The sequence below is a fragment of the Pseudomonas sp. EA_15y_Pfl1_P101 genome, assembly GCF_963970835.1.
GTDB classification, from domain to species: Bacteria; Pseudomonadota; Gammaproteobacteria; order Pseudomonadales; family Pseudomonadaceae; genus Aquipseudomonas; species Aquipseudomonas tritici.
Genome location: NZ_CAXAPA010000016.1, coordinates 21,471 through 47,149, shown reverse-complemented (window position 1 = coordinate 47,149; position 25,679 = coordinate 21,471). Strand labels below are relative to the sequence as shown.

At 61.3% G+C, this 25,679-nt stretch carries 18 protein-coding genes and 1 pseudogene; 12 read left to right on the top strand and 7 right to left on the bottom strand.

The window, feature by feature from the left end; translation table 11 throughout:
- From AACY36_RS22630 to AACY36_RS22610, 6 genes and pseudogenes are all read left to right on the top strand, one after another.
- Entirely contained in the window at positions 1-2,151 is a 2,151-nt protein-coding gene (locus tag AACY36_RS22630; protein ID WP_339427176.1) for a DUF1631 domain-containing protein, read from the top strand.
- Positions 2,152-2,212: 61 nt separating this feature from the next.
- Entirely contained in the window at positions 2,213-2,776 is a 564-nt protein-coding gene (gene ampD / locus AACY36_RS22625) for a 1,6-anhydro-N-acetylmuramyl-L-alanine amidase AmpD (protein ID WP_339417412.1), read from the top strand.
- Positions 2,773-3,609 (top strand): regulatory signaling modulator protein AmpE, encoded by an 837-nt coding sequence (ampE, locus tag AACY36_RS22620; RefSeq protein ID WP_339427175.1) that lies wholly within the window; start codon positions 2,773-2,775, stop codon positions 3,607-3,609. The genes ampD and ampE overlap by 4 nt, the downstream gene beginning before the upstream one ends.
- A 178-nt stretch (positions 3,610-3,787) precedes the next feature.
- A pseudogene (locus AACY36_RS28395) lies at positions 3,788-4,879 on the top strand (methyl-accepting chemotaxis protein); the annotation flags it as partial.
- Entirely contained in the window at positions 4,856-5,785 is a 930-nt protein-coding gene (locus AACY36_RS28390) for a methyl-accepting chemotaxis protein (protein WP_370467847.1), read from the top strand. The pseudogene AACY36_RS28395 and the gene AACY36_RS28390, both read left to right, overlap by 24 nt.
- A 126-nt stretch (positions 5,786-5,911) precedes the next feature.
- A complete protein-coding gene (locus tag AACY36_RS22610) occupies positions 5,912-6,343 on the top strand; it encodes a hypothetical protein (protein WP_339417415.1) in 432 nt (143 codons plus the stop codon).
- Here the strand turns inward: AACY36_RS22610 and AACY36_RS22605 are convergent.
- A complete protein-coding gene (locus AACY36_RS22605) occupies positions 6,290-7,066 on the bottom strand; it encodes a TatD family hydrolase (RefSeq protein ID WP_339427173.1) in 777 nt (258 codons plus the stop codon). The two genes, AACY36_RS22610 and AACY36_RS22605, sit on opposite strands and share 54 nt — an antisense overlap.
- A gap of 2 nt (positions 7,067-7,068) precedes the next feature.
- Positions 7,069-8,064 carry a catabolite repressor/activator gene (cra, locus tag AACY36_RS22600; protein ID WP_339417419.1) on the bottom strand — a complete coding sequence of 332 codons (996 nt, stop codon included), beginning with the start codon at positions 8,062-8,064 and terminating at the stop codon, positions 7,069-7,071.
- A 292-nt stretch (positions 8,065-8,356) separates the two neighbouring features.
- Here cra and ptsP point away from each other — a divergent pair, with 292 nt between their 5' ends.
- The 4 genes from ptsP to AACY36_RS22580 all read left to right on the top strand — a co-directional run bounded on the left by ptsP (position 8,357) and on the right by AACY36_RS22580 (position 15,578).
- Entirely contained in the window at positions 8,357-11,215 is a 2,859-nt protein-coding gene (ptsP, locus tag AACY36_RS22595; RefSeq protein ID WP_339436123.1) for a phosphoenolpyruvate--protein phosphotransferase, read from the top strand.
- Entirely contained in the window at positions 11,216-12,136 is a 921-nt protein-coding gene (gene pfkB, locus AACY36_RS22590) for a 1-phosphofructokinase (protein ID WP_339417424.1), read from the top strand.
- Positions 12,137-12,147: 11 nt separating this feature from the next.
- Positions 12,148-13,851: a PTS fructose-like transporter subunit IIB gene (locus tag AACY36_RS22585; protein WP_339417426.1), complete on the top strand. Its 1,704-nt coding sequence runs from the start codon at positions 12,148-12,150 to the stop codon at positions 13,849-13,851.
- A 185-nt stretch (positions 13,852-14,036) separates the two neighbouring features.
- Positions 14,037-15,578, top strand: a complete 1,542-nt coding sequence (locus AACY36_RS22580) for an alkaline phosphatase D family protein (RefSeq protein WP_339417427.1) — start codon at positions 14,037-14,039, stop codon at positions 15,576-15,578.
- Between the two features lie 70 nt (positions 15,579-15,648).
- Here AACY36_RS22580 and AACY36_RS22575 read toward each other — a convergent pair whose 3' ends face one another.
- On the bottom strand, positions 15,649-18,174 hold the full coding sequence (locus tag AACY36_RS22575; protein ID WP_339497606.1) for a sulfite reductase flavoprotein subunit alpha: 2,526 nt from the start codon (positions 18,172-18,174) through the stop codon (positions 15,649-15,651).
- A gap of 136 nt (positions 18,175-18,310) precedes the next feature.
- Complete coding sequence (locus AACY36_RS22570) at positions 18,311-20,596, bottom strand: TonB-dependent receptor (RefSeq protein WP_339497604.1); 2,286 nt, start codon at positions 20,594-20,596, stop codon at positions 18,311-18,313.
- 204 nt (positions 20,597-20,800) lie between these two features.
- Here AACY36_RS22570 and AACY36_RS22565 point away from each other — a divergent pair, with 204 nt between their 5' ends.
- Both AACY36_RS22565 and AACY36_RS22560 read left to right on the top strand, forming a co-directional pair.
- The gene (locus AACY36_RS22565) at positions 20,801-21,481 is read left to right on the top strand and encodes a Fe2+-dependent dioxygenase (RefSeq protein ID WP_339417430.1); all 681 of its coding nucleotides are present in this window, start codon (positions 20,801-20,803) and stop codon (positions 21,479-21,481) included.
- 1 nt (position 21,482) lies between these two features.
- Complete coding sequence (locus AACY36_RS22560; RefSeq protein ID WP_339497602.1) at positions 21,483-22,232, top strand: tetratricopeptide repeat protein; 750 nt, start codon at positions 21,483-21,485, stop codon at positions 22,230-22,232.
- A 49-nt stretch (positions 22,233-22,281) separates the two neighbouring features.
- Here the strand turns inward: AACY36_RS22560 and AACY36_RS22555 are convergent, their stop codons facing one another.
- The 3 genes from AACY36_RS22555 to AACY36_RS22545 form a co-directional block, all read right to left on the bottom strand.
- Positions 22,282-23,445: a type III PLP-dependent enzyme gene (locus tag AACY36_RS22555; RefSeq protein ID WP_032861941.1), complete on the bottom strand. Its 1,164-nt coding sequence runs from the start codon at positions 23,443-23,445 to the stop codon at positions 22,282-22,284.
- A gap of 412 nt (positions 23,446-23,857) precedes the next feature.
- Positions 23,858-25,015 (bottom strand): osmoprotectant ABC transporter ATP-binding protein OsmV, encoded by a 1,158-nt coding sequence (locus AACY36_RS22550; protein WP_339497600.1) that lies wholly within the window; start codon positions 25,013-25,015, stop codon positions 23,858-23,860.
- Positions 25,012-25,665 carry an ABC transporter permease gene (locus tag AACY36_RS22545; protein ID WP_339417433.1) on the bottom strand — a complete coding sequence of 218 codons (654 nt, stop codon included), beginning with the start codon at positions 25,663-25,665 and terminating at the stop codon, positions 25,012-25,014. The genes AACY36_RS22550 and AACY36_RS22545 overlap by 4 nt, the downstream gene beginning before the upstream one ends.
- Positions 25,666-25,679: the final 14 nt, after the last annotated feature.

Here is a 25,679-nt window from a genome sequence, read left to right as displayed (position 1 = left end):
ATGCACAATGACGGAAAGGTGGTGCCAATCAAAAAGGCACACGCCACGCCATCGCCGCTCGCCCGACTTCCGGTGGTGTTGCTGCAGGTCCGCGACAAGGCGGTGCAACAGTTGCAGCAAGGGCTGCAGGAGCTGTTCGATAACGCCGATGACACGTTGTTCGAAATGGCCGACAGGTCGCGCAACATGCTTGACCACCATATTTTCTTTGAAGCCATGCGCGACCTGCGTCTTAAGCGCAAGAATTTTGAGCGCGTGTTCCTGGAGCAGCTATTTGAAGCCTTCGCCAGCCTGGGCCAGGCGGGGCAGGCAGAGCTGCAACGGTTGCCGGTGGTTTCCTATGACGCGCCGTCTGGTTCATCCAAGGATGCCCTGGAAAAAGTCGTGGCGCTTGAAGCCATGCTCGGCCGGGTGCGACACCGTGACGGCCTGGCCCTTGGCCAACTCACTGCGCGATTGAGCGCATTACTGGGCAATCGCCTGGATGAGCGTGAGAACCCGCTGGGGCCCGCGCTGCTGTGTGAGTTTTTCCTGCAGGCGGGACGCAGCCTCGGTGTGGAGATTCGCGTCAAACTGATCATGCTCAAGCTCTTTGAAAAATACGTGCTCAGTGACGCCGGCCAGTTGTATGGCGAAGCCAATCAATTGCTGGTCGCGACCGGCGTATTGCCGGAACTCAAGGCCGTACCGTCCCCTCGGCTTGAGGCGCGTGCGGCCCGCGAACACGCGCGCGAAGAGGCTTCGCCGGCCGCCGATCAGCCCGTCGACGAAAATGGCCAGGAAGCTTTCGCCGCGCTCCAGAAATTACTCGCAGTGGTGCGTGGCAGCGTGGCGCCAACGCTTGAGGCCAGTGCCGAACCGTTGCCTATTTCCACCCGTGACCTGTTACGCCTGCTGTCCCACTTGCAGCAGTACGTGCCGGAGCCTGAGGCCGAGGACGATTTCGACCTGTGTAACCAGCTTGAACAGTTGCTCACCCGTGTCAGCGTCAAGAGTGGTAAGTCGCGGGTCGTAGAGGATGCGGACGAAGACGTAATCAACCTGGTCGCGCTGTTATTCGAATTTATCCTCAACGACCTCACCGTGCCCGGTGCCTTCAAGGCTGTGATCGGTCGCCTGCAGATCCCGATGCTGAAAGTCGCGTTGCTCGACAAGAGCTTTTTCAGCCGCGCCGGTCACCCGGCACGACGCTTGCTCAATGAAATCGCGGCCGCCGTCATGGGCAGCAGTCCGTGTGAAGACGACCAGCGCGACCACCTTTATCTGCGCATCGAGCAGGTCGTGCAGCGTTTGCTCAATGAGTTCGTCGAAGACCCGGCGATTTTTCCCCAATTGCTCGCAGAGTTCAGCGCGTTTACCGCCGATGAACGGCGACGCAGCGACCTGCTTGAACAGCACACCCGCGATGCCGAAGCTGAACACGTGCGCACCGAAGCCGTACGCCAGCGCGTGGCCGATGTGCTTAATCGACGGTTGTTGGGCAAGGTCCTGCCGCGTCCGGTGGTGCAGTTCCTGCAGCAGGCATGGAGCCAGGTGTTGTTGCTGGCCAGTCTCAAGCATGGTGAGCAGTCGGTGCAATGGCAAGCGGCGTTGCGCACCATGGATGAGCTGATCTGGAGTGTCAGCCTGCAGCAAGACACCGAAGCCGGGCGCCATTTGCTGGAGCAACTGCCTGGCTTGCTCAAGGCCTTGCGCGATGGGTTGACCAGTGCCGCGTTCGACCCGTTCAGCACCCGTGAATTCTTTCTGCGCTTGCAGGCCTTGCACGTCCAGGCGCCCGAAGGCTTGGAAGATCTGATCGAAGTGCGCGAGCCGTTTGTCCTCAGCGCGACGTCGCCCGCCCCGGTCATCGACCTGCCGGGCAACGACCCGGAGTTGCTCAGGGCTCAAGAACTAAAGGTGGGTAGCTGGGTGGTGTTCCACACGGACGCGACCGCCGCACTGCGGTGCAAGCTGACGGCGATCATGGCACCGGCCAACACGTATATTTTCACCAGCCGCACGGGGCTCAAGGTGCTGGAGAAGAGTACCGGCCAGTTGGCGCTGGCGTTCAAGCGTGGCACGCTGCATTCCTTGGACGACGGCCCCCTGTTCGAGCGCGCGCTGGCCGCGGTGTTGAATAAACTGCGTCAACTCAATCGCGGCAAGTGATCGCAACCAGAGGGTCGAACGCGGCATACTGGTCATACGTTGTCTCGTTCAAGGAACCTGTATGCAGTTGGACCCCACCAGCGGTTGGTGCCAGGGCATTCGTCATTGCCCTTCGCCCAACTTCAACGAGCGCCCCGCAGGCGAAATCTCACTGTTGGTGGTGCATAACATCAGCTTGCCACCGGCGCAGTTCGCCACCGGTAAAGTGCAGGAGTTTTTCCAGAACCGCCTGGATGTCACGGAACATCCCTACTTTGAAGGGATTGCCGACCTACGGGTGTCTGCGCATTTTCTGATTGAGCGCGATGGCACGGTGACGCAGTTTGTCTCCTGCCTCGACCGCGCCTGGCATGCCGGGGTTTCGTATTTCGAGGGCCGGGAAACCTGTAATGACTTTTCCCTGGGGGTAGAGCTGGAAGGCACGGATAATCAGCCCTTCACCGACGCACAATATGGGTCGCTGATCGACCTGACCCGCCAATTGCTGGCGGCCTACCCAGGCATCACCCCCCAGCGCATTTGTGGTCACAGCGATATCGCGCCGGGACGCAAGACCGATCCCGGCCCCGCTTTTGATTGGACGCGCTTTCGCAGCGCCCTGCAGGATGGAGGACACGCACGATGAGTTTTCTGGTGTTGGTACTGGCCGTATGGATCGAGAAGTTCTCGGCCCTGCGCCAGCGGTTGCAGCGCGATGGTGGTTGGCTGCGCGAACTGGCCAAGCTGGAATCGAGCCCGAGCATGGGCAAGCGTCCCTGGCTGATTCTGGTAGTGCTGGTGTTGTTGCCGGTGGCATTGCTGGCGTTGTTGCTGCTGGTGCTCGAGCCGGTGGCATACGGCCTGTTGGCGCTGCCGGTGCACTTGGTAGTGGTGATCTACAGCCTGGGCCGTGGTGATCTGCTCGCTGGGCTCGGTCCGTTTCGCGATGCCTGGCGCCGTGGCGACCTGCAAGCTGCCGAGCACGTGGCCGAACGTGACCTGAACCTCAGCGCCGACAGTGGCGAACAACTGCTCGAATGCGTTCAGGGCCATCTATTGTGGCAGGCGTACCAGAGCTTTTTTGCGGTGATTTTCTGGTACTTCCTGCTGGGCCCGGTGGCTGCCTTGGCCTATCGCCTGCTTGCCCTGGCCAGTGAGCACAGCAAGAACCCGCTGGTCGCTGAGCGCGCCGGGCAACTGCGCCACGCGTTTGACTGGCTGCCGGTGCGCCTGTTGGCGGCCAGCTTTGCCTTGGTGGGCAATTTCGTCGCGGTTGGCCGCGTGATGCTGCACGAACTGCTGAGCTGGGACATCAGCGCTGCCCAATTGGTGGAAAAAGTCGGCCTGGTCGCCGCCGAAATCCCGCCACCGGCGGTGGGCGCCGATGGCATCATCAGCCTGGATCGCATATGGGAACTGCTGCTGCGCGCCGCAGTGCTGTGGTACGCCGGGTTTGCCATCTGGGCAGTGTTGCCCTAGTCGAGTGAGTGCGGGCACATTATTTTTCGGCTGCCCCGCTGCCGTTAACCTTAAGTTACAAAACTCCCTTTCAAATTGAGCTATACAGATGCTGGCTAACTGCCGCCCTGCGCCTCAATAAAAATAAAAGAAAGGGAGTTCACCTGTGAAGAGCTTGCTCTATCCCGCCGTCGCGCTAATGAACCGCCTGAGCTTCGGCATGAAGTTCAGCTTGATCAGCGTGCTGTTCCTGCTGCCCATGCTGGCGACCAACTATTACCTGGTGCGCGATTCGTGGCGTGAATTCCAGGGCACACGTGTGGAATTGCAAAGCCTCGACTTACTCGGCAGCAGCCTGGCCTTGCGCCGCGACCTGGAAACCCTCAACAACCAAGTCCAAATCAACGCCACCCTCGGCCAGTCCGGCAAGGCCGGCGACCTTGAGGGCAAGATCAGCGCATTGGAAGACAGTGTCCTGAGCCGCTTGCAAAGCCTCAGCGCCATGGCGACCGACCCCGAGCAAGTCGCCGCTTTTGACGGCAAGCGCGACGAGTTGATCGCGGCCTTCAAGGCCCAGCAGCAGGAAACGTCGCTGCTGAGCAAAAGTGCACTGATCGGTAAGTTGCTCAACAAGGCACAGATGCTCAGCCAGATCATCGCCAGCCAATCCGGTTTGAGCCGCGACCCCCAGAGCGATCTGCGCCAGCTCAGCGAATTGATCACCAGCGTGACCCCGCAAGTCACGCAGACCCTGGGTGAAGGTCGGGCAATCGGTGCGTATTCCCTGGGCCAAGGCTTTCTTAATTCATCGTCCAGTACGCGCTTTGACGAACTGTTGCAGCAATTGGAAAAACTCCAGGCCGAATATGGCTTGAAGTTGCAGGATGCCTTGGGCGCCAGCAAGGCGGCGCACACCGCACTCGATGGCCTGGCCAAGGCCAGCAACGCCAGCTTGAAGCAAGGCAGCGAGTTGTTTGAAGAGCAGGTGGTGATGGCGCAAACCCTTGACGCGCCCTGGCAGGGTTTCTACGACGGTGTCAGCCAGTTGATGGCCCAGACCTACCAGTTGGACGACGCCACGCTGGCATTTCTCGGACAGCAGTTGGAGCAACGCCTGGCGCAGAACCGCACGCACATGGTGGTGCTGGTCCTGGCCCTGACGGTGGTGTTCCTGCTGATCTTCTATTTGTACGCAGGGTTTTACGCCTCCACGCGCACAACCCTGCGGCGCCTGGGGGCGATGATGGACAAGGTGGCGGCCGGCGACATGACGGTCGCCTTTGTCGCGGATAGCCGCGATGAGTTGGGCGACCTGGGCCAGGTGTTCAATGGCACCGTCGCGAAGATCCATGACTTGATCGAACGTGTCGGACACACCGTCAGCCAGGTCGAGCTCCAAGCCGGCCAGGTGGAAACGGTCTCAGCCCAGAGCAATCAGGCGGTGTCCGGGCAGCGCACGCAGATTGAGCAAGTCGCGACGGCCATGAACCAGATGTCGTCCACTGCCCAGGAAGTCGCACGCAGTGCGGCGGCGGCGGTCAGCAGTGCCCACAGCGTCAACGATGAAACTGTCAGTGGCCGTAGCCTGGTGCAATCCCAGCAGGGCAGCATCGCGCGGCTGGCCTCGGAGATCGATCAGTCGGTGCGGGTGATTAACCAATTGGCCACCGACAGCCAATCCATCAGCAGCGTGTTGGAAGTGATCAAGAGCATTGCCGAGCAAACCAACCTGCTGGCACTCAACGCCGCCATTGAGGCCGCGCGGGCCGGTGAGCAGGGGCGTGGTTTTGCGGTGGTGGCCGACGAGGTGCGCACCCTGGCCCGGCGTACGCAGCACTCCACAGAGGAAATCGAACAGATGATCAGCCGCTTGCACAGCGGTGTGTCGGCCGCCGTGACGGCCATGGGCAGCAGCCATGAAATGGCCAATGGCACCGTTGAGCAGTCAGAAAGGGTCCAGCAGGCCTTGGAAAATATCCTCGGTGCCGTGGGCATGATCGTCGATCAAAACCAGCAGATCGCTGCGGCCGTGGAGCAACAGACGGCTGTCGCCCACGATATCGACCAGAACATCGTCGCAATCAATCGGGCCGGCGAACATGCCGCCGAGGGCGCGCATCAGACCGAAGCGGCGAGCCGGCAGTTATCGATGCAGGTGATCGAGTTGAAGCAATTGATCGGTGCGTTTCGCGTGTAAGACCTGGGCGTAGGATTTGTCGTCGGATGGCGTGGTGCTTGTCCTGATTTTCCGGCGTCCCTTTTCTGTTCTCCTGAATGGGTGAAAATTGTTTCACTCGATTTCAAGTTCAGGGGAGGCACAGCGATGACCGCTGCAATCGGCATCAAAGGGCACTGCGCCCATTGCGACATCACCTTTGAGCTCAAGCCTTGGCAGTTGAATGCCATTGCTATCGAAGAGCCATTCGATTGCCCGTACTGCCAGTGGGTATTGCGATTGAACTGCCCCCGGCAACTGCGTCAGTTCAAGTCCCTGGACCATTGGGCCTTGGTGCGCCCGAGCATGGTGGTCTTGACCTGTATTGTGCTGATTGTGGTGCTGGTCGCGGAGTGGCTGGGGCTGATCAGTGTGATCGGCCAGTTCAACGTCTCGCTGGTGGTGCTGCTGGTGCATTTCCTGGCGTTGCGTTATGCCCGTTACCGCCAACAGCTAACGCTGGACCTGCAAGGGGTCACGCCGAACCTACCAATTGAACAGCTCGCAGGCATTGCGTGTGCTCGCCTCAGCCAGCAATAGCGGGCTGATACCCATGCGCTCGGCCAGGGCGGTGCAGATAGCTGGCAGGTGCTCGGGGCTGTTGCGTTGGCCGGGGAACATGGCCGGTGCCATATCGGGCGAGTCGGTTTCCAGCACCACCGCGTCGAGCGGCAGTTGCGCCAATACCTTGTGCATACGCAGGGCCTGTGGCCAGGTAGGGGCGCCGCCCAAGCCCAGCTTGAAGCCGAGCTTGATGTACTCGCGGGCTTCTTCTTGGCTACCGGCAAACGCATGGATGATGCCGCCACGGGGTAGGCGGATGCGCTTGAGGGTGGCGATCACAGCGGCGTGGCTGCGACGTACATGCAGTAACGCTGGCAATTGGAAGTCCACCGCCAGCTTCAGTTGAGCTTCAAACAGGCTCTGCTGGCGTTCGCGGTCCAGTTGCTCGAGAAAGTAATCCAGGCCGATCTCACCGACCGCACACAGTTGCCGGTGGCCGTGCAGGCGAGTCAGCCAGTCGCCCAATTCCGACAGGTCGGCGGGACCATGCTCATCAAGGTACACCGGGTGCAGGCCAAAGGCGGCGAACAAACCTTCGTCCGCTTGCACCAGATCCCACGCGCGCTGCCAATTTTGCTGATACACCCCCAGCAGCACCATGCGTCGCACACCCAATGCCCGGCTATGACTGAGGACGTCCCGGCGATCGCTGTCGAAATCCGCAAAGTCCAGGTGGGTGTGGGTGTCGATCAACTCCACGTTCAGGCCTCGTGAATACGCTGCTTGAACGTCCGGCCAATGGCGTGCACACCAGGTTGGTACTGCTCTTCTTCGATAGCGGCCAGGGCCAGGCGCAGGGCGGTTTCGGCGATCTGCTGATGTTGTTGGGCCATGGCGTTGACCGGCAGCGGCAGGAAGTCCAGCAACTGGGTGTCACCAAACGTGCCCAGGCGCAGCGGGCGTGATTTGAGCGGAAAGTCATGCAACGCATCGAACACGCCTTGCAGCAGCACGTAGGACGTGGTCACCAGCGCGTCAGGCAAATGCCCCAGTTGACCCAGAAGTTGCTCCATCAACTGCCGGCCGCAGTCGCGGCTGAACGCATCGCCGTGTTCGACGATCACCTCGCCGGTAAAGCCTTCGAGCGCTTCACGGAAACCAGCGGCACGTTCCTGGCTGATGCTCAGCTCGGGCCGTGCGCCGATCAGCACGATCTGCTTGGGCAGTGGTTGCAGCAGGCTGCTGGTTAATTGCTGGCACGCCTGGCGGTCGTCGCTGACCACTGAGCAGAATTGATCCGCGCGCATTACCCGGTCGATGGCAATCACCGGCAAACCCTTGGCTTGCAGCGCGTGATAACTGTCATCGCTGGCCGGCAGGCAACTGGCCACAAACAACGCATCACAACGGCGGGCGCGGAACAGTTGCAGTAATTGGCGCTCGCTGTCGGCGTCATCGTCGGAGCTGGCGATCAGCAACTGATAGCCACGCGCCCGTGCGCCTTGCTCCAGGAGCTTGGCGATGCGTGCGTAACTTGGGTTTTCCAGGTCGGGCAGGATAAAACCCAAGGTGCGCGTGTGCCGACTGCGCAGCCCGGCGGCCTGGGGGTTGGGGGTAAAGCCATGGGCTTCGACGACAGCGCGCACCCGTTCGACGGTGGCGTTGCTGATGCGTTGCTGTTCGGCCTTGCCATTGATGACGTAGCTGGCGGTGGTCACGGACACACCGGCGAGACGTGCGATATCACTGAGTTTCAAACCGGGATTTCCTTGTTTTTTGGAGCTTGCCCCGACATTTTGTCCAATCGTAACCGATTCCTGTGGACGGCCAATGTCCTGGCTCAAGCGCCGAGCGGTTCTTCAAGGATGAGTAATTAACGCGTAGTCTTCCATAAAGTCTAGATTAAACGTTTCAGCCAGCGTATTTTTACGAAGATCGCGTCTGAGTAGCTACTGCCAATTGACTGCTCGGTCAGTATTCATAAACACCCCTTACACTGTTTGTTTAAAACAATACCTAGTGCGCCACCGCACTAACTAGGAGAATGGCATGCTTGAGCTCACTGTAGAGCAGATTTCCATGGGCCAGGTGGCTGTGGATAAATCTGCTGCCTTGCACCTGCTCGCTGAAAAACTGGTGGCCGACGGCCTGGTCGCCGAGGGTTACCTCAGCGGTTTGCAAGCCCGTGAAGCCCAGGGCTCGACCTTCCTCGGCCAAGGTATTGCCATCCCCCATGGCACCCCCGAAACCCGTGACCACGTATTTTCTACCGGTGTGCGCCTGCTCCAGTTCCCCGAAGGGGTGGACTGGGGTGACGGCCAGATCGTGTACTTGGCGATCGGCATTGCCGCTAAATCCGACGAACACCTGCGCCTGTTGCAACTGCTCACCCGTGCCCTCGGCGAAACCGACCTGGGCCAGGCCCTGCGCCGTGCCGGCACTGCCGAAGCCTTGCTGAAGCTGCTTCAAGGTGCGCCGCAGGAGTTGGCACTGGATGCGCAGATGATCGGCCTGGGTGTGTCCGCCGATGATTTCGAAGAGTTGGTGTGGCGCGGCGCACGCCTGTTGCGCCAGGCCGACTGTGTCAGCAACGGTTTCGCCGCCGTCCTGCAGCAGGTCGACGCACTGCCCCTGGGCGATGGCCTGTGGTGGTTGCACAGCGAGCAAACGGTCAAGCGCCCGGGCCTGGCGTTTGTCACGCCGGATAAACCCATGCGTTACCTCGGCCAGCCGCTCAATGGCTTGTTCTGCCTGGCGAGCCTGGGTGAGGCCCACCAAACGCTGCTTGAACGCTTATGTGCCTTGCTGATTGAAGGTCGCGGCCACGAACTTGGCCGCGCCACCAGCAGCCGCGCGGTGCTTGAAGTGCTGGGCGGCGAATTGCCGCCAGACTGGCCGAGCGCGCGCATCACCTTGGCCAACGCCCACGGCCTGCACGCGCGCCCGGCGAAGATCCTCGCGCAACTGGCGAAAAGTTTTGAAGGCGATATTCGCGTGCGCATCGTCGATGGCCCGGTGGGCGCCGTGTCGGTGAAAAGCCTGAGCAAACTGCTCAGCCTCGGCGCGCGTCGCGGCCAGGTGCTGGAGTTTGTCGCCGAGCCGACGATTGCCGGCGATGCGCTGCCCGCGCTGTTGGCGGCGGTGCAAGAAGGCCTCGGCGAAGACGTCGAGCCGCTGCCGACCCTGAGTGCCCAGCCCGAAATCCTCGACATCGAGCCGGTGCTCAGCGCGCCGCTGGCCGGCAGCCAGATCCAGGCCATCGCCGCCGCGCCAGGCATCGCCATCGGCCCTGCGCATATCCAGGTTCAGCAGACGTTCGATTACCCGCTGCGCGGCGAATCCTCGGCCATTGAGCGCCAGCGCCTGCAAAGCGCACTGGCCGAGGTGCGCGGTGATATCAACGGCCTGATCGAACGCAGCCAATCCAAGGCTATCCGCGAGATTTTCATCACTCACCAGGAAATGCTCGACGACCCGGAACTGACCGACGAAGTCGACACCCGCCTCAAGCAAGGCGAGAGCGCCGAAGCGGCGTGGATGAGCGTGATCGAAGCCGCCGCCAAGCAGCAGGAGTCTTTGCAGGACGCTTTGCTCGCCGAACGTGCGGCTGACCTGCGTGATGTCGGCCGACGCGTGCTGGCTCAACTGTGCGGGGTTGAAACGGTTCAGGCGCCAAGCGAACCTTACATTCTGGTGATGGACGAAGTCGGCCCGTCCGACGTTGCACGGCTTGATCCCTCGCGCGTCGCCGGCATCCTCACCGCCCGTGGTGGCGCGACCGCCCACAGCGCCATCGTCGCCCGTGCCCTCGGTATTCCAGCGCTGGTCGGTGCAGGGCCCGCCGTATTGCTGCTGGCCTCCGGTACGCCGTTGCTGCTGGATGGCCAGCGCGGTCGCCTGCATGTCGACGCTGACGCTGCCACCCTGCAGCGCGCCACGGTTGAGCGCGACACCCGTGAACAACGCCTGCAAGCCGCTTCCGCGCAGCGTCATGAACCAGCGCTGACCCGTGACGGCCACGCCGTGGAAGTATTCGCCAACATCGGCGAAAGCGCCGGTGTCGCCAGCGCGGTGGAGCAGGGTGCCGAAGGCATCGGTTTGCTGCGTACCGAACTGATTTTCATGGCCCACCCGCAAGCGCCGGACGAAGCCACCCAGGAAGCTGAATACCGTCGCGTGCTCGACGGCCTCGGCGGTCGCCCACTGGTAGTGCGCACCCTGGATGTAGGGGGTGACAAGCCGCTGCCGTATTGGCCAATCGCGCAGGAGGAAAACCCCTTCCTCGGCGTGCGCGGCATCCGTCTCACCTTGCAACGCCCGCAGATCATGGAAGCGCAATTGCGCGCATTGCTGCGCTCGGCGGACAACCGCCCGTTGCGCATCATGTTCCCCATGGTTGGCAGCGTTGACGAATGGCGCGCGGCCCGCGACATGACCGAGCGCCTGCGCCTGGAAATCCCGGTGGCCGACCTGCAATTGGGCATCATGATCGAAGTGCCATCGGCTGCTTTGCTTGCGCCGGTATTGGCCAAGGAAGTCGACTTCTTCAGCGTCGGCACCAACGACCTGACCCAGTACACCCTGGCCATCGACCGCGGCCATCCGACCTTGTCGGCCCAGGCTGATGGCCTGCACCCGGCGGTGTTGCAACTGATCGACATCACCGTGCGCGCCGCCCATGCCCATGGCAAATGGGTAGGGGTGTGCGGCGAATTGGCGGCGGACCCGCTGGCAGTGCCGGTGCTGATCGGCCTGGGGGTGGATGAGTTGAGTGTGTCGGCCCGCAGCATTCCTGAAGTGAAGGCGCGGGTGCGCGAATTCAGTCTGAGCGAGGCCCAGGGCCTGGCGCAAAAAGCACTCGCGGTGGGCTCGCCCGCTGAAGTGCGTGCCCTAGTGGAGGCCGTGTAAATGGCAAGGATTCTGACCCTGACGCTGAACCCGGCGTTGGACCTCACGGTACGCCTGGCGCGCCTGGAACCCGGTGAAGTGAACCGCAGTGACGCCGTGCTCACCCACGCCGCCGGCAAGGGCGTGAATGTGGCGCAGGTGCTGGCGGATTTGGGCCATCACGTGAGCGTGGGTGGTTTTCTCGGTGCGGCAAACCCCGAGGCGTTTGATGCACTGATTGCCAGTCGTGGATTTGGCGACGCGTTCATTCGCGTGCCGGGCGAAACCCGGAGCAACATCAAGATTGCCGAACAAGACGGCCGGGTTACCGACATCAATGCGCCGGGGCCTGTGGTGAGTGAGCAGGCGCAACGAGAACTGCTCAAGAGGGTGGCGATGATCGGCCCTGAATTCGATGCGGTGGTGGTGGCCGGCAGCTTACCGCGCGGCGTCAGCCCGCAGTGGTTTCAGGGCTTGCTCGAGGAACTCAAGGCACTCGGTTTGAAAGTCGCCCTGGACACCAGTGGCGAAGCGCTGCGCGCCGGCTTGAAGGCTGGCCCGTGGATGGTCAAACCCAACACCGAAGAGCTGGCCGAAGCCTTGGGAAATGCCACGGACGCTATCAGTCAGTTGCATCAGCAGGGCGTGGAGCATGTGGTGGTTTCCGACGGTGCCGCCGGCGTGAGCTGGTACAGCCCGGCCGGGGCACTGCATGCTAAGCCGCCACAGGTGACGGTCGCCAGTACCGTCGGCGCCGGCGACTCGCTGCTGGCCGGGATGCTGCACGGTGTGCTCAGTGGCGATGCGCCGGAGCACACCCTGCGCCGGGCCACGGCGATTGCCGCCATGGCCGTCACGCAGATTGGTTTCGGCATCAGCGATGACGCGCAGTTGGCGCGTCTCGAAAGCGGCGTACACGTACGCCCGCTGACAGAACAATAAGAGGGTTTGTGATGAAATTAGCCATTGTTACTGCCTGCCCGAACGGCATGGTCACCAGTGTGCTGTGCGCTCGCTTGTTGGACGCTGCCGCGCAGCGCCAGGGCTGGAGCACCAGCGTTGAGGTGGTGGACGTACAGCGCCCGGAACGCCAGTTGTCCCAGGCCACGATTGATGACGCTGAGTGGGTGTTGCTGGTCAGCAGCACCCCCGTCGACATGCAGCGGTTTGTCGGCAAACGCGTGTTCCAGAGCACCCCGGCCCAGGCGCTGGCGGATGTCGACGCCGTGTTGCGTCGCGGCGCCGAAGAGGCGCAGGTCTACGTTGCGGTTGCACCTGTAGCCAAAAATACACCGCGCATCGTCGCGATTACGGCCTGCCCAACGGGCGTCGCCCACACCTTCATGGCCGCCGAAGCCTTGCAGCAGACGGCCAAGCGTTTGGGCTATGACTTGCAAGTCGAAACCCAGGGTTCGGTCGGCGCACGCACGCCATTGAGTCCGCAAGCGATTGCGAATGCCGACGTGGTGCTGCTGGCGGCCGATATTGAAGTGGCCACCGAGCGCTTCGCCGGCAAGAAAATCTACCGCTGCGGCACCGGTATTGCCCTCAAGCAGTCCGAAGCCACCCTCAACAAGGCCCTCGCCGAAGGTGCTGTGGAAAGCGCCGCCAGCGGCGCGGTGGCCAAGAAAGAAAAAACCGGTGTGTACAAACACCTGCTGACCGGCGTGTCGTTCATGTTGCCGATGGTGGTGGCGGGCGGGTTGTTGATTGCGTTGTCGTTCGTCTTCGGTATTCACGCGTTTGAACAAGAGGGCACGCTCGCCGCTGCGCTGAAAACCGTCGGCGATCGCGCTTTCATGCTGATGGTGCCGCTGCTGGCGGGCTACATCGCCTACTCGATTGCCGACCGTCCTGGCATTGCGCCGGGGATGATCGGCGGCCTGTTGGCGGGCACCTTGGGCGCGGGTTTTATTGGCGGCATCCTCGCCGGTTTCCTCGCAGGCTACTGCGTCAAGTTCATTTCGCGTGCGGTGCAATTGCCGCAGAGTCTGGAAGCGCTCAAGCCGATCCTGATCATCCCGTTGCTGGCAAGCCTGTTCACCGGCCTGGCGATGATCTATCTGGTGGGCCCGCCGGTGGCGCGTCTGCTCACGGGCCTTACTGACTTCCTCAGCACCATGGGCACCACCAATGCGGTGCTGCTAGGCATCCTGCTGGGCGGCATGATGTGCGTCGACCTCGGCGGGCCGATCAACAAGGCGGCGTATGCGTTCTCGGTCGGCTTGCTGGCGGCGTCCAGCGGTGCACCGATGGCCGCGACCATGGCCGCCGGCATGGTGCCGCCCATCGGCATGGGCATCGCTACGTTCCTGGCGCGACGCAAGTTCGCCCAGGCCGAACGCGAAGCCGGCAAGGCGGCGATGATCCTCGGCATGTGCTTTATCTCTGAAGGCGCGATCCCGTTTGCCGCCAAGGACCCGCTGCGCGTTATCCCGGCCAGCATCGCCGGCGGCGCCTTGACCGGTGCGCTGTCGATGTACTTCGGCTGCAAACTGGCGGCGCCCCATGGTGGGTTGTTTGTGCTGATCATCCCGAATGCGATGAACCATGCGCTGCTGTATCTGCTGGCGATTGTCGCGGGTAGTTTGTTGACCGGTTTGGTCTACGCGTTGATCAAGCGGCCTGAAGCGGTCGAACTGTCGGTCACGGCCTGAGAAATGTGGGCGCGGGCTTGCTCGCGAATGCAGTGGATCAGCCAGCACATGTGGCGACTGATACACCGTATTCGCGAGCAAGCCCGCTCCCACATTTTGATCTCAACTGATCGCGGGATCAGTGTCATCTCTGATTCATACGCACATGCTTAAGTTTCCCTTTTGATCCTCAAGAGGGCACCTGCATGAGCCACTTCGATCTCGGTCGCCGCCGCGTGATGCAAGCCGTCGGCGCCGGCCTGTTACTGCCGGGCCTGGCCCCGGCAGTGATCGCCTCCGTGAAGGACCGCCCGCAACTCACTGACGGTGTGCAGTCCGGCGACCTGCTCGGCGACCGCGCGATGATCTGGAGCCGCAGCGACCGCCCCGCGCGCATGGTGGTGGAGTGGGACACCCGCAGCGTGTTCAGCAACCCGCGCACATTCATCTCGCCGCTCGCCGACAATCGCACCGACTTTACCGCCCGTGTCGAACTCACCGGGCTGCCCGCCGACCAGGCGATTTTCTACCGCGTGCATTTCGAAGACGCCCAGACCGGTGTCGCCAGCGAACCCTGGTTCGGCCACCTGCGCAGCGTGCCGCAACAGCGCCGTGATATTCGTTTTGTGTGGAGCGGCGACACCGTCGGCCAAGGCTTCGGCATCAACCCGGACATCGGCGGCATGCGCATCTACGAAGCCATGCGCTTGCGCCTGCCGGACTTCTTTATCCACAGCGGCGACACCATCTACGCCGACGGCCCGGTGCCGGCGCAGCTTAAGGTTGAAGATGGGCGCATCTGGCGCAATATCACCACCGAAGCCAAGAGCAAAGTTGCCGAAACCCTGGATGAATATCGCGGCAATTACCGCTACAACCTGATGGACGAAAACGTGCGTCGCTTCAACGCCGAGGTGCCGCAGATCTGGCAATGGGACGACCACGAAGTGGTGAACAACTGGTCGCCGAGCAAGCAGCTCGATGAGCGTTACCAGACCAAGGACATCAACACCTTGGTCGGCCGCGCGCGCCAGGCCTGGTTGGAATATTCCCCGATGCGCCGGCAAAGCGCCGATGGCGGCGGGCGGATTTATCGCAAGCTCAGTTATGGTCCATTGTTGGATGTGTTCGTGCTGGATATGCGCAGTTATCGTGGCCCCAACGATGACAACCTGGGCGGCGAAAAACCCTTCCTCGGTCGTGAGCAATTGGACTGGCTAAAGGGCGAACTCAAGGCGTCCCAGGCGCAGTGGAAAGTGATCGCCGCCGACATGCCCATTGGTCTTGGCGTGCCTGATGGTGAGGTGAGCCCCGGTGTAGCGCGCTGGGAAGCCATCGCTAACAATGACCCGGGTGCGCCGCAAGGTCGCGAGTTGGAAATTGCCGAATTGCTGGGCTTTTTAAGGGCTCAGAAGGTGCGCAACCATGTGTGGTTGACGGCGGATGTGCACTACTGCGCGGCGCATCACTACCACCCGGATCGCGCCGCGTTCCAGGATTTTGAACCGTTCTGGGAGTTTGTCGCCGGGCCGCTGAACGCGGGGAGTTTCGGGCCTAATCCGCTGGATAAAACCTTTGGGCCCGAGGTGGTGTTCGAGAAGGCACCACCGGCACAGAACACCTCACCGTTTGCCGGATTCCAGTTTTTTGGCGAGGTGCAGATTGATGGGCAGACGGCGGAGTTGACGGTCATCCTTCGTGATCTGGATGGCGTCTGCGTATTCGAGCAAAAGCTGCAACCTGCCTGACTTGGAATGCAATCAAAACTGTGGGAGCGAGCAAGTCCGCTCCCACAGTTAGATCTTCATTGTGATTAAGTCAGTAGACATCCCGGCGGTAGCGACCTTGCTCAATCAACCGCGCTACGGCTTCACTGCCGAGAATATCCACCAGCGCCTGATCCACCCCAGCCGCCATCCCCTGCAAACTCCCGCACACATAAATCGCCGCGCCTTCGCTCAGCCATTTACGCAGCACATCGGCTGATTCCCGCAGACGATCCTGCACGTAGACCTTATCGGTCTGATCGCGGGAAAACGCCAGGTCCAGCAACGCCAGATCACCATTGGCCAACCAGCCCTGCAGCTCGTCCTGGCACAGGAAGTCATGGGCGATATTGCGTTCGCCGAACAGCAGCCAGTTGCGTTGCTGCCCGTCGGCAATCCGCGCCTTGAGCAAGCTGCGCAGGCCTGCCAGGCCGGTGCCGTTGCCCAGCAGGATCAGCGGCACCGATGCCTCCGGCAGGTGGAAGCCACTGTTGCGACGCAGGCGCAGGCTGATGCTTGACCCGATGCTGGCGTGTTCGGTGAGCCAGCCGCTGGCCAACCCCAGGCTGCCGTCGGGGTGGCGTTCCTGGCGCACGATCAGCTCCAGCACGCCCTCGCTGGCAATCGAGGCGATGGAGTATTCGCGCATGCCCAGGGGCACCAACGCGTTCACCAAGGCCTGGGCGTGCAGGCCGACCAAGTGGGTGCGGTTGTCCGGCAGTTGGCGCGTGGCGAGCGCCTGGTTGAGGGACTGCGCCATGCCGTCGATCAATACGCCATCGCTGCCGACCAGGCCGAGGCCGCCGAGGAAGTGTTCGATGGCCCAGGGGCAATTGCGTGGCAGCACTTCCACCAGATCACCGGCTTGCCAGCTTTGAGGCGACGGCGAGGTGAGGCCCAGCAAATATACGTTCGAGCCGCTGCTGTCGTGGTTGAGCAGGGTGCGTTGGCTGAGCGTCCAGTTTTCGTACTGGGCGGTCGGCCAGGCTGCCACGGCGGTGTGGCCTGTGAGTTGTCCAAGCTGTTGTTGCCAGTGCAGCAGCGCGCTGGTGTCACCGCTGTCTACTTCCACTGGCGCGAACAGGGGGTTGCCGCCCTGGTGGGTCAGCCAGAAATTCAGGCGCCGTGCAAAACCGCAGAAGTGTTCGTATTGGCGGTCGCCCAATGCCAGTACCGAGTAGTTCAGACCTTTGAGAGACAGGTCCTGACCGAGCACGCTGCGCTCGAAACCACGGGCGCTGTCGGGGGCTTCGCCGTCACCGAAGGTGCTGACCACGAACAACGCATTTTCCGACTGGCGCAAGTCATCCTGGCTGACGCTGCCCAGGGGCTGCACCTTCACCGGCAAGCCTGCCGCTTGTAGTTGCCCAGCCGTTTGCCATGCAAGCTGTTCGGCAAAACCGCTCTGGCTGGCAAAGCCGATCAGCCAGGCCGGGGCATCGCTGGTATTGGCAGTGAGGCCTTGACGTGCATCGCGCACCTGGCGTTTTTTGCGACGACGGTCCAGGTACAGCAGCCAGCCGGTGATGAAGAACAACGGCATCAGCAATGAGCTGACCGTGAGGATAATCCGCCCTGTCAGGCCAAAATAGCTGCCGGTGTGCAGCGCATAAACGCTGGTCAGCAATTGGGCGCCGAGCGTCTTGCTGGCGTATTGGTCGTGGGATTTAACCTCGCCGGTGGCCGGGTCCAGGTTGATCTGGTTCAGCGCGCGGTCATGGGGCGAGTTGCTCAGCAGGTAATAGACCGTGGCCGGTTGCCCCGCGACCGCTGGCATGCGGATGTTATAGGCGCTCAAACCTGGGCCGGCGTTGCTGTAGATGCTGCTCCAGATGGCGTCGTAGTTGGCCACTGGTGCCGCGCCGTCGGGCGCCGGGCCGCGCTTGCGAACCCTTTCATTGTGAGGTGCGTCGGACAACAGTTTGGTCAGGCCCTGACTGTACCAATCGTAGGACCAGGTCAGCCCGGTCAGTGCCGACAGAAGATAGGCCAGCAGGCACCAGGTGCCGAATACCGAGTGCAGGTCCCAGTTGAAGCTGCGGCCCTTTTTGCGCCAGTCCAACGTCAGCCAGGCCCGCCAGCTCGCCACTTGGCGCGGCCAGCGCAGGTACAAGCCGGAGAGGCAGAAGAACACCAGAATCAGCGTGCAGGCGCCGGTGATCTGCCGGCCGGTTTCGCCCATGACCAGGAAACGGTGCAGTTGCAGGATAAAACCGAACGCGTCCTGGCCGACGGCGTCGCCCATGTAGTCGCCGGTGTAGGGGTCGAAGTAGCGCATCTGGCCACGGCGCTCGCCGGGCGGCGGGGTGAAGAACACGCGCGCAGCGTTACCGCTTTCGCTTTCCACCCAGAGCATGGACACGGTCTTGCCTTCAGTGGCCTCCAGTTTGCGCACCAGCTCGGCGGGCGGCAGCACACCCGCTTCGCGTTTCTCGACGTTCAGTACCGTGGGGTTGAGCGCGCGCAGAATCTCATCCTGAAACGAAACCGCAGCTCCGGTGATCCCCATCAAGGCCAGCACCAGCCCGGCAGTAATGCCAAAGAACCAGTGCAACTGGAACAGGGTTTTCTTCAACACGTCTGACCGCCTCGTCTATCTGAATATGTAGGGCACGGCGCGCATTATGCCGTGGCTTGTCGAGAAACATTCTGTGTAACACGCAAAAGCCCCACGCATCCGATGCGTGGGGCTTTTTGATGCGTGGCGCTGCTGTTTAAAAGTGGAAGCTGGTGGTCAACAGTGCCGTGCGACCGGCTGCCTGGTTGGCGAAGTGGGTCGAGAATGCCTTGTCGTAGTAAACCTTGTCGGTCAGGTTTTGCACGTTCAATTGAAGGTCGACGTTCTTGGTCAGCTTGTAGCTGGCCATGGCGTCGTAGCGGGTGTAGGACGGTACGTAAACGGTGTTGCCGGCGTCGCCGTAAACGTCGTCAACGTAGAACGCGCCACCACCGATGGTGAGTTTGGAGGTGACGTCGTAGGTGGTCCATAGGCTGAAGGTGTTCTTCGGCGTGTTTGGCATTTGGTTGCCTTCATTGGAGCCGGCACTGATCACACCGTTACGACCATTACGTCCGGATTTGACCAGCTCGCTGTCGAGGTAGCTGTACCCGGCGAACACCTGCCATTGGTCGGTCAGCTTGCCGCTGGCCGACAGCTCCAGGCCGTCGACCTGAGATTCGCCAGCGTTCTCGTAGGTCAAGGCATCCACGAGGATGCGCGTGTTTTTCTTCTCGGTACGGAATACGGCGGCAGTCAGCGAGAGGCGATCGTGGAACAGGTCCCACTTGGTGCCCAGCTCGTAGTTGACGGTTTCTTCCGGTTGCAGATCGCTGGTGGCGGCACCGGCTGACAGAGGGTTGCCGTCGGAACCTTCACCTACCAGGCCGCCAGCCGGCGTTGCCGAAGTTGCGTAGGACGCATAGATGCTGGCGTTTTCCACAGGCTTCCAGACCAGGCCGGCCTGCCAGTTGAAGAACTGGCTGTCTTCCTTGATCGTGGTACGGCCGGTGGTCGCGTTGGTGTGGGCTACCGTGTCAAAGGTGTCGTAGCGCAGGCCGACGTTCAGCAGCCATTTCGGATCGAGTTCGATGGTGTCGAACACATAGGCGCCACGGCTGGTGGCCTTGGTGTGGGTGCCGTTGTAGTTGCGCGCGACGCTACCGGTCCAGGCGTCATCCGGGTTCGGATTGCTCAGCGAGGTGCACTGGCCACCCCGTCCTCCGCCGGCCACGGTGCAGGTCGGGTTGGTGTTCGGGCTTACGGTATAGCCGCTGACACGCGTTTCTTCACCGGTGAATTCCAGGCCTGTGGAGTAACTGTGCTTGAAGCCCAAGGCCTGGAAGCTGCCGAACAGGTCGGTCTGGTTGGTGGTCGTGGTGGTGGTCGATACGCGGGTATTGGCACGACGCCACACGGTGCCGTATTTGTTGACGTTGAGCTTGCTGTCGTCCGGCTGTGTCAGCACGTAATCCTGGCCGGTGCTGCCATGACGCAGGGTGTTTTTCAGGGTCATGTTGTCGTTCAAATCGTGCTCGATGGAGAACGTACTGATATCGGCGCGGGTCTTGCGGAAGTCGCGGCTCTTGAGGCCGTAGAAGTTGTTGCTGTCGCCGCCGTCGGTGGGTTTGTCATGCACGTGAGCGGTCGCGGTCGCCGAGCTGTAGCCGTAGGGAATCCCCGAGTCCGGCAGATCGTTGCTTTCCATGTGGTAGTAGCTGAGGTTGACGCGGGTTGGGGTGCCCAGACCAAACGTCAGCGACGGCGCTACGCCCCAACGGTCGTAATTCACCGCGTCGCGGCCCGCCACGTTCTGCTCGTGGCTCATCAGGTTCAGGCGGAACGCGGCGCTGTCGTCGAGGAACTGGCGGTTCACGTCGAGTACGTAGCGGCGGGTCTGGTCGGAACCGTAGGTAAAGCCACCGTTGGTGAAGTCCCGCGCTTGCGGGGTCTTGCTCACCAGGTTGAGGCTGCCACCGGCCGAGCCACGGCCGCCGAAGGAAGAGTTCGGGCCTTTGCTGACTTCAATCGACTCGATGTCGAAGATCTCCCGGCTCTGGCCACCGGTGTCGCGCACGCCGTCCAGGTAGGTGTCGCCCTGGGCGTCAAAACCACGGATGAACGGACGGTCGCCCTGGGGGTTCCCGCCTTCTCCGGCGCCGAAGGTAATGCCCGGTACGGTGCGCAAGGCGTCCTGCAACGAGGTGGCCGCGGTGTCCTTGAGCACTTGTTGTGGCACCACGGTGACCGAGCGCGGGGTGTCGACCAGCGGCGCGGTGTATTTCTGCGACGAGGCTTTTTCGACCTGGTAGGAGGTGTTGTCCTGTTCTTCCCCGGTGATGCTGGTGGCGCCCAGGGAGATGCTGTTGCGCTGGCCTTTTTGTTCAGTGTCTTCAGCCGCCTGCGCCAGGTGGGCAACAGAGCTGGCGCTGAGCGCAACGCCGATGGCCGAAGCCAGCATGCGTGGTGAACTGGCAGGTATTTTTGTAGTAGTGCGCGACATGACGTGTCCTTTCCCCAAGGATGTGAGGCCGCGGAATATAGTGGTAACAAGTATTTCTATCAATTGAGATATATTGCTAATTGCACTGAATTTACATTCTTTACACTTTTTGCTTACGGTATTTACGAACTCATTCGTCGACCTGTTTTACAGGGCGGATAAGAATCAATACCATTGGCGCTTCTCTGATCCCAGGTATTGCCCATGCTGCTGCACATCCCCGGCCTGTTCTCTCGCGAGGAAGTACAGCGCATCCGCCATGCCCTGGAAAATGCCGATTGGGCCGACGGTAAAATCACCGCCGGGCATCAATCCGCCAAGGCCAAGCACAACCTGCAGTTACCTGAGGGCCACCCGCTTGCCAAGGAAATCGGCGCGGCGATGCTTGAGCGTTTGTGGCAAACCCCGTTGTTTATGTCAGCGGCGTTACCGCACAAGGTCTTTCCGCCGTTGCTCAACTGCTATACCGCGGGGGGCAGTTTCGACTTTCATATCGACAACGCCGTGCGCCAGCCCAAAGGCAGCCACGAGCGCGTGCGCACCGATCTGTCGTCCACGCTGTTTTTCAGCGACCCGGACGAATACGACGGTGGCGAACTGGTGATCCAGGACACTTTCGGCCTGCAGCGCGTGAAGTTACCGGCCGGTGACCTGGTGCTGTACCCCGGCTCCAGCCTGCACAAAGTCAACGCCGTGACCCGTGGCGCGCGTTACGCCTCGTTCTTCTGGACCCAAAGCCTGGTGCGCGAAGACAGCCAGCGCACCTTGCTGTTCGAAATGGACGGCGCGATCCAGCAACTGACCGCCGATGTCCCCGACCATCCGGCGCTGATCCAGCTTACGGGCACTTACCACAACCTGCTGCGCCGCTGGGTCGAGGTCTGACATGGGCTTTTTATTGCGACGCGAAGAAGTGCTCAACATTGAGCAGCTGCAAAGCATGCTCGACGACTCGCCGGTACGCGCTGCCCAGGCGATCTTGATCGTGGCGAAGGAGGGTGTGGTCGATGCCCAGGCGCTGCTCGGGCAAATCTTGCTGCAAGGGCGCGGCATTGCGCACGATGAGGCGCTGGCGTTGCGCTGGTTTCAGATCGCGGCACAGGGCGGGCATTTGATGGCGCGCAATATGGCCGGGCGTTGCCTGGAACATGGCTGGGGATGCGCTGCGGACGAGGCGGCCGCTGCACGCGAATACCGTATGGCCGCCGAGGCCGGGTTGGATTGGGGCCAGTACAACTACGCCAATCTGCTGGCCACAGGGCGCGGGGTTGCCGAGGACCCACTACACGCACTGGCCTTGTATCTGCAGGCAGCCGAACAAGGACACGCCAAGTCGATGAATCTGCTGGGCCGTTATCTGGAAGAGGGCCAATTCTGCCCACGGGACCTGGATGCTGCAGTGCACTGGTACCGACGCTCGGCCGAAGGCGGTGATTTTCGCGGGCAGTTCAGTTACGCGGCGGTGCTGGCGGACAGAGGCCAGATTGAGACGGCGCTGGCGTGGTTGCGCAAGGCGTTGAGTGGCGGGAATTTGAAGTTTCTGCGAACGGCACACAAGGCTCTGGCGGCGGCAAGTGATCCGCAGGTCAGGGCAATGGCAGACGCCTACCTGCAACGTGCCGACAGCCTTTGCTGACGCATAAAAAAACCCATGACATGTCATGGGTTTTTTATTGGCAGCCGTCTTACACGTAGAACGACTTCAACGGCGGAAACCCATTGAACTCAACCGCGCTGTAGCTGGTGGTGTACGCGCCGGTCGACAGCCAGTACAAACGATCACCAATCGCCAGGTTCAGCGGCAGGCCGTACTTGTAGTTTTCGTACATGATGTCGGCGCTGTCGCAGGTCGGGCCGGCGATGACCACTTCTTCCATCTCGCCTTTCTTCTCGGTCCAGATCGGGAACTTGATGGCTTCGTCCATGGTTTCGATCAGGCCGGAGAATTTGCCCACGTCCGTGTAAACCCAGCGCTCGACGGCGGTGCGCGATTTACGCGCGACCAGCACGACTTCGCTGACCAGGATACCGGCGTTGGCAATCAACGAACGGCCCGGCTCAAGGATGATTTCCGGCAGTTCATCGCCAAAGTCTTCCTTGAGGAAACGGATGATTTCCTCGGCGTAGGTTTCCAGGCTGTTGGTGCGGGTGATGTAGTTGGCCGGGAAGCCACCGCCCATGTTGATCAGCTTGAGGTGAATGCCGTCTTCTTCTTTCAGGCGTTCGAAGATCACTTTGACCTTTGCGATCGCCGCGTCCCACACGCTGATGTCGCGCTGTTGCGAGCCTACGTGGAACGAAATGCCGTAAGGCACCAGGCCCAGGTCGCGGGCGAGGATCAGCAGGTCCATGGCCATGTCGGTCTGGCAGCCGAATTTGCGCGACAAAGGCCAGTCAGCCGTGGTCGAGCCTTCGGTGAGGATACGCACATACACTTTCGAACCCGGCGCGGCCTTGGCGATGTTGCGCAGGTCGGCTTCGGAGTCGGTAGAGAACAGGCGCACGCCCTTCTCGTAGAAGTAGCGGATGTCCTTGGATTTCTTGATGGTGTTGCCGTAGCTGATACGGTCGGCGCTGACGCCGCGGTCCATCACTTTGTCCAGCTCGTAGATCGAGGCGATGTCGAAGCTCGAACCTTTGTCCTTGAGCAGGTCGATGATCTCGACGGCCGGGTTGGCCTTGACTGCGTAGTAGACCTTGGCGAATTCGAAACCGGCGCGCAGGTCATCGTAGGCCTGGCTGATCATCGCGGTGTCGATCACCACGAACGGGGTTTCTTGCTTGTCGGCGAATGCCTTCATTTTGTCAAAAGTGGCGCGCGCGAAATAATCTTCGACGTTGATCGACATGCTGGGAACTCCTAAGGGCAAACTGTTTTAGTCAATGGGTGCAAATGAACGTCCTCCGTATCCCCACTTTGGTTCGCCTACTTCCCAAGGCATGTCGCCGAAAGCAAAAAGGCCATGGGCGTAACCGCTTCCCTTGGCCTTGCTGTCTCGTCGTCAGTACTTGAGCCGGATGGATCGTTTCCAGCATGGACGTTCGGCGCGAACTTTAGGGCTTGATGGGCGTGGGATCAACTAAAAATGTCGCGTTTTTGCACGCGTTCGTCGCGAGGACCGGTACAGCTACTTATGTAACCGACCGGTGTGACGGAATGATGTTCCCCGAAGCGGGCGAATTCGCGGGAATTGCTGACACCCGGCAGATCCAAATGTGGGAGCGGGCTTGCTCCCACAGTTTTAACCGAGTTGTGTCAGGTCAGGCTAAAGCAGTCTCAGCAGGCGAAACGATACTGGTCTTGCCCCCACGCGATTTACCCGAGCTCAGGTACTCAGCAATCGACTCCTGTGTCACCTCGCCCAGGAACACCCGCTCCGCATCCATCACCGGCAACCACGAGCGGTTGAACTCGTACATGCGCGACAACAGGATGCGCAAATGCTCGTCATACGCCGCCGTGGCGTTGAATTCGCGCAGGTACTGCCCGCAAGTACCGGTCTGACGGTGCAGGTCGCGACGTCGTACGTACCCCAGCGCCTTGTTCTCGGCACAAGTGACCACCACATAGCGGCGGTCAGTTTCATCCATCAATTCCAATGCTTCGGCCACCGGTGTTTCCGGGCTCACAGACGGCGCGTTGTCCGCTGCGTCTTCGGCTTTCACCAGCAATAGGCGCTTGAGGGTGCTGTCCTGGCCCACGAAGTTGCTGACGAACTCGTCGGCCGGGTGCGCCAGCAAGGTGTCCGGGTGATCGATCTGCAGCAGCTTGCCGGCGCGGAAGATCGCGATCTTGTCGCCCAGCTTGATGGCTTCGTCGATGTCGTGGCTGACCATGATCACGGTCTTGTTCAGCGTGCGTTGCATCTCGAAGAATTCGTTCTGGATCATCTCGCGGTTGATCGGGTCGACCGCGCCGAACGGCTCATCCATCAGCAGCAGCGGCGCATCGGCCGCCAGTGCGCGGATCACGCCGATACGCTGTTGCTGGCCGCCCGACAATTCGCGCGGGTAGCGATGCAGGTATTGCTTGGGTTCCAGCTTGATCATGCTCATCAACTCGCGGGCGCGGTCGTGGCATTTCTGCTTGTCCCAGCCCAGTAGTTTGGGCACGACCACGATGTTTTCCTCGATGGTCATGTTCGGGAACAGGCCGATCTGCTGGATCACATAACCGATGTTGCGGCGCAGTGTCACTTCGTCGAGGTCGGTGGTGTCTTCGCCGTTGATCAGAATCTTGCCCGAGGTGGGCTTGATCAGGCGGTTGATCATTTTCAGCGTGGTGCTCTTGCCGCAGCCCGAAGGGCCGAGGAATACGCAAATCTCGCCTTCGTTGACGGTCAGGCTTACGTCGTTGACGGCAGAAACAGTCTTGCCGTTGCTTTGAAAAGTCTTGGTCAGGTGTTGAAGTTCGATCATTTGAGCAGTCCTTTTGGAGTCAGCGAGCGTTGCAGCCATTGCAAAAGCAGGTCGGCGAAGATGGCCAGGAGACTGACCAGCACGGCGCCAACGATCAGCATCGACATGTCGCTGCGGCTGATGGAAGCCAGAATAAGTACACCCAGGCCACCGGCGCCGATGGTGGCGGCGATGGTCATTACGCCAATATTCATCACCACGGCGGTGCGTACACCGGCGAGGATCACCGGCACGGCGATAGGCAGCTCGACCATGCGCAGGCGCTGGCCGAAGGTCATGCCGATGCCTTTGGCGGCTTCACGGATGCCCGGTTCCACACCAGTGAGGGCGAGGTAGGTGTTACGCATGATCGGCAACAGGGAGTAGAGGAACACGGCGGTGATCGCCGGCATGGGCCCCAGGCCCTGGCCGAATTTGGAGTAAAACGGCAGCAACAGGCCGAACAGGGCAATGGAGGGCACGGTCAGTAGCACTGTGGCGCTTGCCTGCAGTGGGCCGGCCAGGGTTGGGAAACGCGTCATGAGTACGCCCAGGGGCACGCCGACGACAATCGCCAGGATCACGGCGAGGCCGACCAAGGTGATGTGCTGCCAGGTCAGATGCAGGACGAGTACCCAATCAAGATGGGAAAAGGCGTTCAGAAATTCCATGTCTTCTCCTCTTA